Here is a 17706-nt window from a genome sequence, read left to right as displayed (position 1 = left end):
AAACTTTTGGGAATGTTTTTTTGGAGTTGAACTATATTTTGAAATTTAAGTGGTTACCGTCGATTGTTTGCGATATTCGGTGGGATTCAATCCGGTGTGTTTCTTGAACTGTCTGGAAAAGTAATACGAATCGCTGAATCCGAGATTGCCTGCGATTTGAGTCATCGTCAGAGATGTGCAGTGAAGCATCTCTTTGGCCTTATCTATTTTTCTACTGGTCAGATAATGAATAGGAGGCATGCCAATATGCTGTTTGAAAAAACGAATGAAATAATTCGGATGCATATGCAGCATCTTAGCCAAATCCTGAACGGACATGTTCTCTTCAATATGTGAATCAATATAGGTGAGCAAGGTGGATAATTTTTCAACAACGGGCACGTTCAAGTAGGTAATCTGGTTCACATCCAAGTTCATGATGTAATAGGAAAGCAGTTCTGTCAGCTTGCTCTTGGCCATCATATGGGCGTAAATTTCATTGGAATTCGCATAGGTTAACACACTGCCAAAGATATCTTGAAATCGTTCGGGCTGTTCCACGTTCACAACGTGTGGGAATTGGAGAATCTGAAATAGATTGATCCCCCCGACTTTAGCGGAAAAATGACACCAGTATTTAAGAAAAGGTTTGTCACTGATTGCTGAATACGATTGCTTTATTCCTTCCGGCATCAAAAAAAGCTGTCCTGGTTTGGGGTAATATTCCTGATCCCCGATACGGAGCCAGCCCTCTCCCTCGCAAATCCAGTACAATTTGCTATAGTCCGGTGTGTAGTCCAGATCTCTCCAATCCGTGCCGCAGCGGTTGTAATTCACCATGAACAGATCTACTTCCAGATTCGACAAATAGTTGGTCAGCAGTGTTTGATGATCCATGAGCATATCTCCCTGAAGGTTATTATCGTCCATCTAATCGTTAATGTTCTGCATGTGCACCGGAATCCTGCCACACTACAATACAACTGTAGTCAACCAGGAAAGGATGGGGATAGCACATGAACAAACATGAATATTTGCAACATATCGATGCCATTATTGCTAGCGGAAAATTCAAGGATAACTGGACTTCGCTTCGTGAAATCGTCGTTCCTGAGTGGTATCCAAAAGCGAAATTCGGCATTTTCATCCATTGGGGCGTGTATTCGGTTCCTGCTTATGACAGTGAGTGGTACTCCCGTAATATGTACATTCAAGGGTCCAAGGCTTATGAACACCACCTTGAAGTGTATGGGGATCATAAGGAATTTGGATATAAGGATTTCATCCCAATGTTTAAGGCAGAGAACTTTGATGCAGACGAATGGGCGACTCTATTCAAACAAGCAGGTGCAAGATACGTTATGCCAGTAGCCGAGCATCATGACGGTTTTCAGATGTATAAAAGTTCTATCTCTCACTATAACACATATGAAATGGGCCCCAAACGTGATGTGTTAGGTGAGATGAAAGTTGCCTATGAGAAGCAGGGATTGACCTTCTGTGTGTCGTCCCATCGTGCTGAGCACTGGTTTTTCATGTCTCATGGTAAAGAATTTGATTCCGATATCAAGGAACCGTTGCAGTGCGGGGATTTCTATTGGCCCGCCATGCCGGAGCCAGATTTTCAAGACCTGTACGGCTCACCGCCTTCGGATGAATTTCTGGAAGATTGGCTCATTCGATGCTGTGAACTGGTAGATGAGTATCAACCGAGGGTGTTCTATTTTGACTGGTGGATTCATACGGCGGCGTTCAAGCCCTATCTGAAAAAGTTTGCTGCGTATTACTATAATAAAGGCGAGGAATGGGACATTAGTGTTGCCATCAATTACAAGCATGATGCGTTCATGTTTGGTACAGCAGTTCCCGATGTGGAGCGTGGACAATTCGCGGAACTGAAGCCTTATTTTTGGCAAACGGATACCGCAGTTGCGAGAAATTCCTGGTGTTATACGGAAAATAACCAGTACAAAACGGCTGAAGAGATTATCCGGGATCTCGTGGATATTGTCAGCAAAAATGGTAGTCTTCTGCTCAATATTGGGCCACGCGCAGACGGAACGATTCCAGATGAGGATCGCAATATTCTGCTAAGTATCGGGAAGTGGCTGGAAGTGAACGGAGAGGCGATCTACGAGACCACGTTCTGGCGTACTTATGGTGAAGGGCCTACAGAGGTGAAGGAAGGTCAGTTCACGGACGGGGATACAAAGGTTTTTACAAGTGAGGATATACGCTTTACGGTAAAAGGCAGCAGTCTGTATGCGACGGTAATGGTGTACCCGGATAACGGAATCGTGCACATCCAATCGTTGAAAGAAGGCTCTCCGCATTTTCATGGAATGATTGAGCAGGTTCAGATTCTGGGATATGAGGAACAGCCGAATTGGGAGCGGAATGAAGATTCATTAACGATTACCACTACAAGTGTGCAGAGCCATGTACCTGTTGTATTTAAAATTGATCTGGATTAAGTGTGAAAAGAGCCGGCGTAAGAGCTGGTTCTTTTTTTTGTGGATTATGCGCAAATGCGAAAGAGGTATAGGTCGAAGGTGTAGACAATAGATACTCAAAAGCATGATATAGACTTATTTTCTATTTTTTTCAAATAAGGACTTGTGCAGTTCCCACTTTGAAACTATACTATACCAATAAAATCCAATTAAATCCTAAATTTAACTTTTATATGTAATTGAAGATGTAATCTGTTATTCAACCCGTACGAATCACCCAGATTCACTTACCACTTCATGACAGGCGTTCTACGAACACTTCCGAATATCCTCCACACGAATGCTTATCGACATTCCAGTTACTCTCTTATGACACCCACACTAATTATTGATGATCTCAGTCAGTACAAAGACTTATGTAGAACTATTTTTTCACATTTATTTAACCTATGGACAATTTTTATATGTTTCAGTTCCCTATGTTCCCCTAACCAAACCTGTAAAGGAGGTGAGGCCGTATGTGAAATGAAAAGAAAGTAAGTAAGGTGAAGTAAAGAATGTCTGATGATGCTCACTACACCGCTACAAAATCAACAATTGCATCCATTCACAGAGAAGGGTACTTGTACTAGACCAAATAATAAAGCCGGGTAAAAGGAGTGGAAAAGTTTGATTAAATTAAAACCGTTACGCAAGCCCGTTTCGATGGGGCTCTCGCTTCTCCTTGCATTATCAATGGCACTTCCGGTTTCTGCACAGAACTCATCCTCATCTAAAATCGATATGAAGTCCGGCTTGGCTGAGGTTTCAACGTCTAAAGTGAATGCCAAACTGACTAAAGCCTTTGAAGGCAGCGAATATGTCACCTATCTTGTCAAAATGAAGGAACAGGTGGATACCAAGGCTGTCTCCAAACAAGCGATGGAAAAGGCAACGATTGCCAAAGAAACACCTTCGGCAACCAAGCTGTCTGTACGGAATTCTGTGGTGAGTTCACTTCGTGAAACGGCTTCGCGAACACAATATTCGATCGAAAATTATCTGGAAAAGGAAATTGACCTGGGGAAGGTCAAAGAATATAAAAGTTATTTTATCGTGAATTCACTCGCGGTCACCAGTACCAAAGAAGTGATGGAACAGATTGCGTTGCTGCCAGAGGTAGAGAAAATTCTACCGAACGAAACGCGATATCTGGATAAGGCGGAAGTAAGCAAGCAGCCAGCGAGTGTCTCGCCAGCGAAGGAATCCGTCCAATCACCGGCTAAAGAGCCGGCGGTCAAGGAGAAACCAACAACGAAAGAGTCAGCTTCACAAGGAACTGCAACCAAAGAAGCGGATTCCAAGGTGAAGAAACAGACTGAAAATGTGGAATGGAATATAGACTACATCAATGCGCCTGCAGTCTGGGAGCGAGGCATTGATGGCACAGGCATCGTGGTTGCGAACCTGGACAGTGGCGTGGATTACACGCATCCTGCGCTTCGCAGTAAATGGCGTGGTCTGGACGCTTCGGGCAACGTCGTCGATCCGGAACTAAGCTGGTACGATCCGCATAGCGGAGCCACTCTTCCTGCCGATGCAGACGGACACGGTACTCACACCATGGGAACGATGGTGGGTTCCGAAGCAAACGGCACGAATCAGATCGGCGTTGCACCTGGTGCAAAGTGGATCGGAGTGCGTATTTTTAATCCGGAAACAACGGATGCCATTATTCTGGATGGCGGACAATGGCTTATTGCTCCAGTGGATGCCGAGGGCAATCTGCATCCTGAACTCGCACCGGACGTTGTAAACAATTCATGGGGCGGAGGAGCAGGGCTCGACGAATGGTTTAGACCGATGGTTCAGGCTTGGCGTGATGCTCAGATTTTTCCTGAATTCTCCGCAGGGAATGTACGTTTGGGCAATCCGGGCGGTCCCGGTTCCGTTGCGAACCCGGCCAACTATCCTGAGAGTTTTGCTACAGGAGCAACCGATATTAACGGCAATTTAGGTTCATTCTCATTGCTGGGACCATCCCCGTATAATGAGATCAAACCAGAAGTATCCGCCCCTGGCGTGAACATTCGTTCAGCCGTGCCTGGAGGTACATATGAAGGTGGATGGAACGGCACATCCATGGCAGGTCCGCATACGACTGCGCTCGCTGCATTGTTGCTTCAAGCGAACCACTCCCTTAACGTGGATCAGCTGGAACAGATCATCATGGATACGGCGACACCGCGAACCGATAGCAATTTTCCGGTTACCCCGAACAACGGTTATGGTCACGGAATCATTAACGCACTGGATGCGGTTGGTTCGGTTCTTGAAGGCATCGGCACTGTCTCTGGAAGAGTTGTTACGGCTGGAGATGACCTGGAAGAGCCGGTGCTGGAGCACACGCCAGTAAATACGGCGTTTACGGGTCTGGACATTCCTTTAACGGCACATGTGACAGATAATGTAGCGGTGGTTTCCGTCGAAGCTTTTGCCAGAACCAAAGGCACGAAGCAGTACGTCTATCTGCCAATGAATCGGATTGAAGGAGACAGTAAAGCGGGTACGTATACTGCGACGATTCCGGCTTTCCTGATTGAACCAGAAGGCGTGGAGTATTATATTCGAGTGAATGATTATGGCAACAATGGATTCGAGAGCAAGGTATATAACATTGCTGTGTCTAATGGTGTGAAACCCGGATACTTGCAGGACTTTGAAGCAGATCAGCTTGGTTTTACTACAGGCGGTACAGGAAGCACCTGGGTATGGGGGGCACCTGTGAGCGGACCGAAGGCTGCTTATTCAGGTGACAAAGTTATCGCTACGAATCTGCAAGGCACGTATCTGCCTAACAGCAACGCGTACTTGCTTGCTCCGCCGATCGACCTGACCGAGAGTCCTGAAGGGGCACTGTTAACATTCAAGCATTGGTATGATCTCGAGAATAATCTCGATTTTGGCAAAGTATACATTGCTTCTGAAGATAACGACTATGTATTTGAGGAACTGCTTAGTTATACAGGAACGAGCGGTGGATGGAAAACACAGTACATTGATCTGCGTGATTATGCCGGACAGCAGGTGTTCATCCAGTTTAATCTGACCAGTGATGCTACAGTTCAGAAAGCTGGCTGGTATATCGATGACTTTGCAGTGCAGGAACTGGACGATATTGCTCCACAAACGCCTTCAGCATTGTCCGCAACTTCGGATATTTTAGGTAACGTAACCCTGAACTGGACGGGTTCGGATGACGAGGATCTTGAATCTTATGTGGTCTACCGTTCCGAAACGGCTGGTTCCGGTTATGAGGCTGTCGGCACGGTGAAGAAAACTTCTTATACAGATACGGCTACGGAGTCGAACGCTACGTATTATTACACCGTAGCGGCACTTGATTACAGTGGCAATGAAAGTGAGAAATCGAATGAGGTTTCCATCACGGTAGAGGTGCCGGAAGATATTTATATCGATTCGTTTGACGGAAACGATGATAATGGATGGACACACGCCGGAACCAAGGATGAATGGGAGCGGGGTATCCCGTTGACGGGTCCTTTAAGTGCGGTATCCCCGCCTAATGTGTGGGCAACCGACCTCGACAACACGTATGAAAATGGTTCTAACTATTCGCTGGTATCCCCGGTGATTGATTTGACGGATGTTACTGATGCGACACTTACCTTTAATCACTGGTATGAGATTGAGGGTGGATATGATTTCGGTTATGTCGAAGCAACCAAAGATGGAGGAACAACCTGGACGGAACTCGGCAAATTCTCGCATAATACTAACGGAAAACAGTGGACACCTGTCTTCTATGAACTGAATGCACTGACGGGGAACGAAGTTCAATTCCGCTTCCGGTTAACCTCGGATAACAGTGTGGTGAGAACGGGCTGGTTTATCGATGATTTCCGTGTACTGGGTGTTGCTGCACCAACGGTAACAAAGGATGAAGCCGTTGTGCTTTCAAGTGACAAACCTAAACCGGACTATGATAATCCATGGTACAAAGTCACGCGAACAGACAAAGCAGAATTCAATAAGACGAAACAACAGGAGCCTGCTGTCCTAGAACCGGGAACAGGTTCAGTTCAGCCGCAAAGTCTTCCGGCGAGTGCAACGGTTACCGTGCTTGAAACCGGACGCTCTGTGAAAACAGACTCTTCTACAGGCAAGTACAGCTTCACACATGTTGCAGGAGAGTATACGTTAAAAGCGGAGGCGTACGGTTATTATCCGCAAACGAAAACCGTGACCATCACGGACGGCGGCGGAGCCAAAGCCAATTTCAATCTGGAAACGATCCCTTATGGAGAGATCAAAGGGGTAGTTAAGGATGAACGCTCAGGTCAACCGATAGCGGATGCTTCTGTGCTCGTTGTGGAGGATGCTAAAGTAGCAGAGGTTCGTACAGGAGCAGACGGAAGTTTTACGCTTCAAGTGTTAGAGGGAAGTTACACGTTGTCGGTTCGTGCAGCGGACTATTACAGCAATAAAGTTACGGTGACTGTACCGGGCAACGGTACAGTAGATAGTAATATCGCTTTGAAACCATTTATCGGTTTCCCTGGTGAAATTGCTTATGACGACGGTACAGCAGAGAATGCAAGAGCATTTAATGCAGCTGATAATGCATGGGCCGTTCGAATGACTCCGGAGCTCGAAACAGCTCAAGTCACGGGAGCTTCGTTCCGATTCTGGAATACGGAGTGGCCTGTACCTGGAGGCACGGCTTTCCAATACGCAGTTTATGATGCATCAGGCGCTGGTGGAGCACCAGGCAAAAAGCTTGCAGGACCGTTCAATGGTACGGCACTGCGGAACGATCAGTGGACTTCTGTGGAATTCCCTGAGCCAATTATTGTGACAGGTGATTTCTACATCGTCTATATCCAGAGTTTAGCGGGTACAGCTGCTCCTGGTCTGGCTACCGACGAGGACGGAGATTACGCAGCGCGTAGCTGGCAACGCGTGAGTGGGGCATGGAGCGCATCTCCTGCTGAAGAAGGAAATTACATGATTCGTGCGGTCGTTAAGTATCCGGTAAACGCACCGGTGCTTACATCACCAGCGAATACGTATACCAATCAGTCAACCTTTACAATATCCGGAACATCGCCTGCTTCTGGAGCACAGATCAAGTTTTACAACGGCAAGGATGCTGCAGGAACAACAACCGTAAATAACGGAAAATTCTCACATGGTGTAAAGTTGCGCGCGGGTGTTAATGTAATTACGGCAGAAGCCGTCATTAATGGTAAAACGACAGAACGTTCACTTCCCGTGATTATCATTCTTGACCAGACCAAACCTCAAGTGAACGTTGTCAGTCCAGCGGAAGGAAGCCGGATTAATACCGAGGTCGTTCATGTGACAGGCAGTGTGGTCGAACAATTCCTCGACAAAGTCACCGTGAATGGTCAGACCGTGCAGGTCGACAGAGACAGAAAGTTCAGTCATCGTGTACTGGTGAACAAGGGTGAAAACATCATCACAATTGTGGCAACCGATCTTGCTGGAAATAAAACGACAGAAACACGTAAGGTATACGTTGAGACAGAAGTGCCTGAACTTACCGATATCACACCATCCGAAGATGTACGAATTACATCAGGGGAGAGTGTCAACGTTTCATTCAAAAGCAAACCGGGGTTGCAAGCCTCATTCAGAATTCAATTGCCTCTGAATCTGAACGCTGAGGGTACCGGAGAGGTGGCTCTGGTGGAAACAGAACCGGGTGTATACACAGGTTCGTACACAACACCTGCTAATCTTGTGCTTGAAGGTGGAGTCATTGTGATCCGGGCACAGGATGCCGCAGGAAACAAGGCTGAAGCTCAAGCTGCTGGAAAATTGTTTGTCCATGCAGAACAAGGAGAAAACAAAACAGAAGGGCAACCTGCTCCAGAGAAGGGAGCTGAGGCAGGGAGTGACCTGAAATCGGACCCAACCGATACAGGCTCTAATCCCGCTGAAAGTCTTGAACCATAGTCTGATCCGTCAGAGAGCATAACCTGCCAATGCTTTGAGTGAATCGGAATGAAAGATGGTTTTAAGATAATATCATCGTATTATAAAAAACGGTAAGCCTGTAATTAGGGCTTGCCGTTTTTTGCGGTTTAACTATGCACACATACAATAATTTTCATTTTCCTTCACTTTAATGATATAACATGATATATTAGGGTATGAGACTTATGAAGTGAAGTGTTTATGGAGGTGCTTGTATTGGCGAAAGACTCGGCTTCCAAGCCGATGTATGAACAGATCTTTGAGTCGTTGAGAGAACGAATACAGCAGCAACAATATAAAATTGGTGATCGCGTTCCGTCGGAAAAAGAACTATGTGACGAATTCGGCGTGAGCCGGATTACAACGAAGAAAGCACTGGAAATGCTGGCAAATGAGCAGCTAATTGTTCGACAGCCGGGACGTGGTTCATTTGTGGCCGATACCGCCTTGGATGAGTTAGGACGTGAAGGTGCGTCTGTAGCAATCAAAGGCCAAGAGCAGGAACGTAAACTGCTCATCGGTCTGGTCATTACCAATTTCAGCGATATGTATGGAACGGAGCTATTATACGGTATGGAGGAAGCTTCACGAAAACATGACAGCTTTCTTGTGCTTAGACGCTCTTTCGGTATTCCCGAGCAGGAAGAACAGTGTATCCGTGAGTTGCTGGAGCTTGGGGTAGACGGTTTGATTATTTTCCCTGCACAGGGGGAATATTTTAGTGACGAAATTTTAAAACTGGTGGTTGGCAAGTTCCCATTTGTAATGATTGACCGGTATCTTAAAGGGATTCCTGCTTCTTCGGTTAGCACGGACAATGTCAGAGCCGCAAGAGAAGGGACAAAGTATCTGTTCGATCTGGGACATCAGCATATTGCTTTTCTTACGCAACCTCCAGTGAATACAACGACCATTGAGGAACGAATTGAGGGTTTCATAGAGGCACACAACGATCAGGGTATTCTTGTGAATCGAGAAATGTGGGTGGAGTCCATCCTTTCTTCCTTGCCGAATGAATTCGATCCTGAAGCCAAGCATCGTGACGTGGAGAAGCTCGTTGCCCATTTTAAAAAATACCCGCAGATTACAGCGGTTTTTGCAGCTGAATATGACATTGCACTACTTGCTTTAGAGGCCGCAGAACAGTTGGGTATGCGCGTACCCGAAGAGTTGTCCATCCTGTGTTTTGACAGTCCGCATACCGAAAGGCATTCTCGAATTACACACCTCAAGCAGAACCAGTTTGATATGGGGGAAAAGGCGTTTGAAATGGTTTTGCAACATATGCAGGCTCAAGAACAAAGTGGGGTTAAGCGAGTTGTTCTGCCTGCATCCATGGTGAAGGGAACATCGACAAGTCAGGTAAGAGAGCATGCTGTTTTCCAACCGAAATAAGAGCATTAGATTTGTGAAATTCGATGCAATAGGGTTAAGAATAAGAATAGATGGATATAACGGAGGCTTCGTTGACGGAGTCTCTTTTTGTTGTACAAACACAAGCCTGAAAGAATCCCGACTGAAATTTGAATCTGTGATGGGCTGAGCACGGCATTTTTGGTATATATTCTTATTGACTTTAATGACAAAAGTTAACATACCAATTAATTTTTTTAGCTTAAATAGCATGATGTTATATAATTAAATATATTGACATAACATTTAATTCGTTTTAGGATGATGAAAGCGGTTAAACTTTTGATGTTTAAGGAGGACTCATGCACACAACGAGAAAAGATCAGAACATTTCTCCTTCCATTCAGCAGATGATCGGCAAAGTGAAGGCGGGTTTGCCAGACCATCCCAAGCTTGTGGAGATGTTTGAAAACTGCTTTACCAATACATTAACAACGACGATTCAGCGTAAGGACGATGGAACGACATTTGTTATCACCGGGGATATTCCCGCAATGTGGCTCAGGGATTCTGCGGCTCAGGTTAGACCGTATCTGATTCTTGCTACCGAAGATCAGGAACTGTCGGATATGATTGCCGGGCTGGTTGAAAGGCAACTGAGATACATTCTGTTAGACCCTTATGCAAACGCTTTTAACGAAACAGAGAGTGGCAATGGACATCAATCGGATCTCACGGATATGAATGCTTGGATCTGGGAGCGGAAGTACGAGATTGATTCACTGGCGTATCCAATTCAGCTCAGTTATCTTCTGTGGAAAAATACAGGCCGAACCGATCAGTTTAATGCGACGTTCCGTAACGCCGTCAACGAGATCATCTCTCTATGGCAAGTGGAGCAACATCATGAGACCCGTTCTCCATACACATTTCAGCGTCTGGACGCCCCCGAGACGGATACACTCGGAAGAGAAGGAAAAGGCACAGAGACAGCCTATACGGGCATGACCTGGTCGGGTTTCCGACCAAGTGATGACAGATGTGAATACGGATATCTGATTCCATCCAACATGTTCGCGGTGGTAGCTCTCCGATATGTAGAGGAGATCGCACTTGCGTTACTGGATGAACCTGTGCTGGCTGAGACAGCTCGAAAGCTGGCGGAACAGATTGACGAAGGAATTCGGAAATATGGAATTGTGGAGCATCCTGAATACGGGACAATCTATGCGTATGAAACGGACGGGAAAGGCAACCACAATCTGATGGATGATGCCAACGTACCAAGTCTCTTATCTTTACCCTATCTCGGATATGTTACGGAAGATGACGAGATTTACCAGAACACACGCCAGTTCATATTGTCGGCACAGAACCCTTATTTTTATGAAGGTTCTTCGGCTTCCGGAATTGGTAGTCCGCATACACCCGAAGGATATATATGGCATATCGCCTTATCGATGCAGGGACTGACTTCTGCGGATCTGAATGAAAAAATGAACATGCTTCAGCTTATCCAGCGGACGGATGCAGATACAGGTCTGACACATGAGGGTTTCTCGGCAAATGATCCACATGAGTATACCCGTCCATGGTTTTCCTGGTCCAACATGTTATATAGCGAGTTAGTTATGGATTATTGCGGATTCCGCATACAGAAATAGGAAAAAAAGGAGACCCCGACATGAGAAAATTTTCGATGAAACTGCCAGTGGCAGCTGTTATGACTTCTTTGCTTATTCTGACCACTGCCTGCTCAAGTGGTAGCTCTTCCACAGGCACGACTAGTGATGGAAAAAAAGAAGTAACCGTATCGTTCCGTTCCTCTGGTTCGGAGGACACCCTTACGAAGTTTTTCAAATCCGGACTGGTGGAGCAGTTTGAGAAGGATCATCCCGATATCAAGATCAACATAGCACCTGTGCTTGCTAGTGAAGGTGATTACACTTCCAAAATGGTGCTACAGATGAAATCGCCGGATACTGCACCTGACGTCATTGCCGAGGATACCTCCATCATTAAATCGGACGCGGCAGCAGGTTATCTGGAGTCTCTGGACGAGCAGGTGAAGGGCTGGGCGGATTGGAACGGCAAAATTATCGATAACCTGAAAGCCGGTGTAACTGGCGAGGACGGCAAAATATATGGTATACCAGCCACTTCGGATACACGCGGCATTTGGTATAACAAAGAGCTGTTCCAGCAGGCTGGACTGACTGTTCCGTTTAAACCGGCAAGCTGGGATGAAGTGCTTGAAGCTGCCCGGACGATCAAGCAGAAGCTGCCTGGCGTAACGCCGCTGAATCTAATTGTGGGTAAAGCGAACGGTGAAGGCGTAACGATGCAGACGCTGGAAATGCTGTTATATGGTACAACGGATACGCTCTACGACGATGCAACGAAGAAATGGGTTGTGAACAGTCCGGGATTGCTGGATTCCTTCAAGTTTATTGATCAGGTGTTCAACAAGGACAAAACAGGACCATCTATGCAAGTAGCACTTAACGGACAAGCAGGAAGCATTGCGTTCCAGCAGCAATTTCCTCAAGGCAAGCTGGCAATGGCAGTCGATGGAAGCTGGGCAGGTTCTACGTGGGCAGCAAATGGAGCTGCGCCGATTCCAAATGTAGAAGAAAAAATCGGTTTTGCTCCGTTCCCGACACAGAATGGGCAGGAGCCAGGTGCAACAACGATGTCTGGAGGCTGGGCGTGGTCCGTTCCTGCTCAGGCGAAGAATAAAGAAGCAGCCTGGACGTTTATTGAGTTTCTGATGAACAAAGAAAATGCAACAGCGCGTGTCGTTGCCGAGGGCAGTCTCAGTCCACGCAACGATTCAACAGAAGTGGAAGGATACACGAATCGCCCTTACACGAAGGAAGCACAAGAGCTGTTGAATGTGGCTCACTTCCGTCCGGCCAATGATCAGTATGCAGCAGTATCCGCTCAATTGCAAAGCATTGTGGAGAGCATTGCCTCCGGCAAACTCACACCGGAAGACGGCATCAAACAGTTCAAGGATAATGTCTCCCGATCGGTGGGAGCGGAGCATATCGAAGAAAAATAACATCGATAGATTCGGAGGGGGGGCGAAAAACTCCCCTTTTTCCGGTTCGAATGGAGAGTGACGTATGAAAAGAAAAGCCCCGGGCTCATTTCTGTTTCTGATGCCTTCCGTAACGCTGTTATTGGTGTTTTTTATTGTGCCGATTGTGCTCACAATCTGCTTTGCCTTCACCAATATGGCATTGACTGGTGCTGCAGCCAAAAGCCTGGAATTCGTAGGATTCCAAAACTTTATTAACATGTTTCAGGACCCTGACTTTCGGATCAGTGTATGGCGTACGCTGGTATTTCTGATCTTCTCGGCAGTGATCGGTCAGGTCGTGCTCGGATTTATTCTTGCCTTACTGATGAAAGAAAAAAATGTAACTTTCCGCCGGATCATCGGCATAATCGTAATTGCTGGCTGGGTCACGCCCGAGATTGTCGTGGCATTTTGTATGGTAGCCTTTTTCAGTGACAATGGTTCATTAAACCAAATTCTGGGCTGGTTCGGCGTAAGTCCGATCTCATGGCTGTTCAGTTTTCCCATGGTGAGTGTCATTATCGCCAATATCTGGCACGGAACGGCTTTTTCCATGATGGTTTATCAGTCTGCACTGGATGATATTCCGAAGGAAGTAGAAGAGGCAGCCATTATTGACGGTTCCACCGGATTCCAGATTATTCGCCATATTACCATTCCGATGGTGAAAGGCTCCATCGTTACCAATATGATGCTGGTTACTTTGCAGACACTGGGTGTATTTACCCTGATTTATACGATGACGGGCGGTGGCCCGGGCACCTCTACGCAGACTTTGCCTATATTTATGTATAACCAGGCTTTTGTGAATTACCAGTTCGGATACGGTACAGCCATTTCTCTTGTATTACTGCTCATTGGCATTATCGCCAGCCTGTTCTACATCCGTTCAATGAAAGTAAAAGTGTAACGATGAAGGAGGTGTCATGTTCTTATGATGGTCAAACACGGTATTCAACGCAAAATCCAGTACGGTATTCTGGTTTTCCTCGGTCTATGTTTTTTATTGCCGTTGCTTTGGATTATTCTGGCATCCTTTGATCCGAACGCACAGCAAGGCATCAAGATGCCTGCAACGTGGACACTGCAAAATTTCAAGGATGTACTTGGGGATGAAAGTAATCTGCGCTCGTTCGGGGTAGGTCTGATTCTGTCAGGAGGGCAGGCGGCACTTGTTGTCGCAGTGTCTGTGCTGGCGGCCTATCCGTTGTCACGCTACGAGATGCGGTTTAAGAAAAGCTTTTTATTATCCATTCTGTTTATGACGGCTTTGCCGATTACGGCTGTGATGGTGCCGGTGTTCCAGATGTTTCTGTTCTTCAAAATGCAGAACTCCATCATTGCTACGATGCTGTTCCTGACGGCTTCATCTCTTCCATACGGCATCTGGATGATGAAAAACTTCATGGATTCTGTTCCGATCGATCTGGAAGAATCGGCTTGGATTGATGGTGCATCGGTCTGGAGAGGCTTGCGAAGCATTGTTGCTCCGCTGATGCTGCCAGGCATCGCAACCATCGCGATCTTTACTTTTTCAGGCAGCTGGGGCAACTTTTTTGTACCTTACATTTTGCTTCAAACCCCGGAGAAACTCCCGGCATCGGTCACGATTTACCAATTCTTCGGCAGTCATGGCATGGTGGAATACGGCAGATTGGCCGCATTTTCGATGTTATACACGATGCCTTCGGTAGTACTCTATATTTTCTCCCAACGTTATATGTCCAAAGGATTTAGTATGGGTGGAGCGACAAAAGGATAGGAGGATACACATATGACGAATACGACGAATCAAAAAACAGCGCATCTGATCTCACACACGCATTGGGATCGGGAATGGTATATGCCATACGAGCATCATCATGTGTTACTGGTTGAACTGATGGACAAGCTGCTGGATACACTCGACCGGGACCCGGAATATCGGTACTTTCATCTCGACGGACAGACCATCATTCGGGAAGATTATTTACAAGTTCGGCCAGACCAGCAAGAGCGGCTGGATCGTTACATTCGGGAGGGGCGTATTCAATTTGGCCCATGGTATGTGCTCCAGGATGAGTTTCTGACGAGTAGTGAGGCTAACCTGCGCAATCTGCTCATTGGGCATCGGGACGCCAAACCTTTTGGAATCATCTCCAAAACCGGGTATTTCCCGGATTCGTTCGGCAATATGGGACAAGCCCCGCAGATTTTAGAGCAGGCCGATATCCAGAATGCGATCTTTGGGCGCGGGGTGAAACCTACCGGATTCAACAACGCTGTTGTAGATGCAGAAGCTTATGAATCTCCTTACTCAGAGATGATCTGGCGTTCCCCGGACGGTTCGGAAGTGCTCGGTATTCTGTTTGCCAATTGGTATTGTAACGGGATGGAAGTACCTGTAGACCCAGAGAAAGCACGAGTATACTGGGACAAAAATCTGCAGGATGCTGAGAAATTCGCATCAACACCCCATTTGCTTTTCATGAATGGATGCGATCATCAGCCTATTCAGACGGATCTGCCTGAGGCACTTCGTACCGCTTCGAAGCTGTACCCTGAAGTGAAATTTGTACACTCCAACTTTGATGACTACGTCGAGGCGGTATCGCAGCAGGTGCCCGATCATCTGGCAACAATTGAAGGGGAACTTCGCAGTCAGCATACGGACGGATGGGGAACACTGGTGAATACGGCCTCTGCACGCGTGTATCTGAAACAGTTAAACCAGCAAGGTCAGACGTTATTGGAAAAAGTTGCAGAGCCCCTGGCGGCCATGGCCCATGTAGTCGGGGTTAAAGATTACCCGCATCATCTGCTTACCCATGCCTGGAAGATGCTTATGCAGAATCATCCTCATGACAGCATCTGTGGCTGTAGTGTAGATGAGGTGCATCGGGAGATGGTAACCCGGTTTGCCAAGAGCAGGCAACTCGCCGAGAAGCTGGTATCCCAGACGTCGCAAGCCATTGCGGATTCCATTGAGGTACAGAATGCCGAAGCTTGGGCCGAGGATGCGGTGTTGTTCACCGTGTTTAATACGGCTGGGTGGATGCGAAGCGGTATCATAGAGAAAGAATTGATCGTAGATAAATCCTTTTTCCCGGAAGGTCCGAATCCCGAGGCTCTTGCGCGCAAATTGGAGGAAGTCGTGCTGCCGACATATCAAGTGATCGATGCAGAAGGCAATATATACGTAGCCGAAATCCTTGATCTGGGTGTTCATTTCGGTTACGAGCTTCCGAAAGATCGCTTCCGTCAGCCATATATGGCACGTAAGGTTAAGGTGATTTTCCAGGCGAAGAATGTTCCTGCACTGGGTTATCAGACGTATGGTCTGGTTCCAGTCGGGGAAAAGGAAGAAAGATTGGCGGCTGGCGTTGAAGTTAACGTTGAGATTGAAGCGAACATGATGGAAAATGAATATTTGCGAGTGAGTGTGGGGCAGAATGGCACGATCACACTGCTCGATAAACGCTCGGGAACAGAATATCACGGACTGAACGTCTACGAAAATACCGGGGATATCGGCAACGAATATGTGTACCGTCAGCCTGAAGGTGAGCAAGCGTTATCCACTAAACAACTCAAGGCGGAGCTACGTCTTGTGGAGCATTCCCCTTATCGTGCCGTAATGGAAAGCGTGCTGCGTTGGAACATTCCGGCCGGGGCAGATGAGTTGTTTGAACGGGAGAAGCGTTACATGGTTCCTTTCACGGAGCGTAAGGCTCAACGTGTTCAGGATACCGTTCCTCTCACGATCACAACAACATATACACTGGAAGCAGGCAGTGACGTGATCAAGGTAAAGACCGAATTTAACAATCAGGCGAAGGATCATCGTCTGCGTGCGCTTTTCCCATCCGGTCTGGTCACGGACAATCATTATGCCGATTCCATCTTTGAAGTCGCCAAACGACCAAACATTCCGGCGAAGGAGTGGGTGAATCCGAGTAATGCACAGCATCAGCAAACATTTGTTCATGTGACGGATGGGAGCGCTGGGCTGATGATCGCGAACAAAGGGCTCAATGAATATGAGATTTTGCAGGAAACTGCAGGAAGTACAATTGCGGTTACGCTGCTCCGAGCTTCATCCGAACTGGGAGATTGGGGTGTATTCGAGACACCGGAGGCTCAATGTTTGGGACCTCAGTCGGTGGAGTATGCTATTATTCCATTTGCAGGCGATGCAGCGAAATCAGGTGCTTGTGCAAGTGCATACACGTATCCTATCCCGTGGACGACGGTGCAGCTCGGGGCACTGGCTTATACGTATGAAAAAGAAGCGCAGCCTGTAAATGGAATGAATGATGGCCAACTGAAATTACCACTGAGCAAACAGTGGCTGGACTGGCAAGCCGAGAATTCAACGCTGGCGTTTTCCACATTAAAGATTGCAGAAGAAACAGGAGATGTGATTGCACGTTGGTTCAACTTGAGTGCTGATCCGGCTGAGTTGCATGTACAGACTGGCTTCGAGTGTGTTTTCACTTATGAGAGTGATGTGCTAGAGCGGGTGAAGGGTGCGCTTGAAAATAATCATCGGACGGTAGCGGGATATAAAATTGTTACACAAGGTTACGAGCTTGTGTGATACAGAATTAATGAATAGAGTCAGCTGAAGTTTCGAGTTTGGAGTTTAAAGTGTTAAACGTTAGAGGAAAAGCCGCCTGTGAGCGGCTTTTTCATGTTTTGGGAGAATGAGGGGTAAGTACAACTTCGATATTTCAGCAGTATTATATGTCGTAATTTTATATAATAATTGTCGTGAGTTTCGATTAAAAATAAATAAATCATGTGATACCTTATAGGTACGTTGTCAGAATATTATATACTATGGGGGGAAGA

9 protein-coding genes are annotated in these 17706 nt (G+C 46.7%); 8 read left to right on the top strand and 1 reads right to left on the bottom strand.

Features of this window, described 5'->3' with window-relative positions; translation table 11 throughout:
- Nucleotides 1-45: 45 nt before the first annotated feature.
- The gene (locus EC604_RS07800) at nt 46-876 is read right to left on the bottom strand and encodes an AraC family transcriptional regulator (protein ID WP_123063614.1); all 831 of its coding nucleotides are present in this window, start codon (nt 874-876) and stop codon (nt 46-48) included.
- Nucleotides 877-995: 119 nt separating this feature from the next.
- On the opposite strand from EC604_RS07800, the gene EC604_RS07795 reads away from it, so the two are divergent.
- The 8 genes from EC604_RS07795 (at nt 996) to EC604_RS07760 (ending at nt 17452) form a co-directional block, all read left to right on the top strand.
- Nucleotides 996-2453 (top strand): alpha-L-fucosidase, encoded by a 1458-nt coding sequence (locus tag EC604_RS07795; RefSeq protein WP_123063613.1) that lies wholly within the window; start codon nt 996-998, stop codon nt 2451-2453.
- A 648-nt stretch (nt 2454-3101) separates the two neighbouring features.
- Nucleotides 3102-8414, top strand: coding sequence for a S8 family serine peptidase (locus tag EC604_RS07790; protein WP_123063612.1), 5313 nt, complete (start codon nt 3102-3104; stop codon nt 8412-8414).
- Nucleotides 8415-8642: 228 nt separating this feature from the next.
- Nucleotides 8643-9830, top strand: a complete 1188-nt coding sequence (locus EC604_RS07785) for a GntR family transcriptional regulator (RefSeq protein WP_345789262.1) — start codon at nt 8643-8645, stop codon at nt 9828-9830.
- A gap of 320 nt (nt 9831-10150) precedes the next feature.
- A complete protein-coding gene (locus EC604_RS07780) occupies nt 10151-11452 on the top strand; it encodes a glycoside hydrolase family 125 protein (RefSeq protein WP_123063610.1) in 1302 nt (433 codons plus the stop codon).
- 20 nt (nt 11453-11472) lie between these two features.
- Nucleotides 11473-12852 carry an extracellular solute-binding protein gene (locus tag EC604_RS07775; protein ID WP_123063609.1) on the top strand — a complete coding sequence of 460 codons (1380 nt, stop codon included), beginning with the start codon at nt 11473-11475 and terminating at the stop codon, nt 12850-12852.
- A gap of 64 nt (nt 12853-12916) precedes the next feature.
- Nucleotides 12917-13783, top strand: a complete 867-nt coding sequence (locus tag EC604_RS07770; RefSeq protein ID WP_123063608.1) for a carbohydrate ABC transporter permease — start codon at nt 12917-12919, stop codon at nt 13781-13783.
- Between the two features lie 27 nt (nt 13784-13810).
- Nucleotides 13811-14635: a carbohydrate ABC transporter permease gene (locus EC604_RS07765; protein WP_123063799.1), complete on the top strand. Its 825-nt coding sequence runs from the start codon at nt 13811-13813 to the stop codon at nt 14633-14635.
- Nucleotides 14636-14647: 12 nt separating this feature from the next.
- Nucleotides 14648-17452: an alpha-mannosidase gene (locus EC604_RS07760; protein WP_123063607.1), complete on the top strand. Its 2805-nt coding sequence runs from the start codon at nt 14648-14650 to the stop codon at nt 17450-17452.
- Nucleotides 17453-17706 lie beyond the last annotated feature (254 nt).

The organism is Paenibacillus amylolyticus (genome assembly GCF_003719335.1).
Classification (GTDB): domain Bacteria; phylum Bacillota; class Bacilli; order Paenibacillales; family Paenibacillaceae; genus Paenibacillus; species Paenibacillus amylolyticus_D.
The sequence above is the reverse complement of the archived record's forward strand: the minus strand, read 5'-3'. Positions and strand labels throughout refer to the sequence as shown.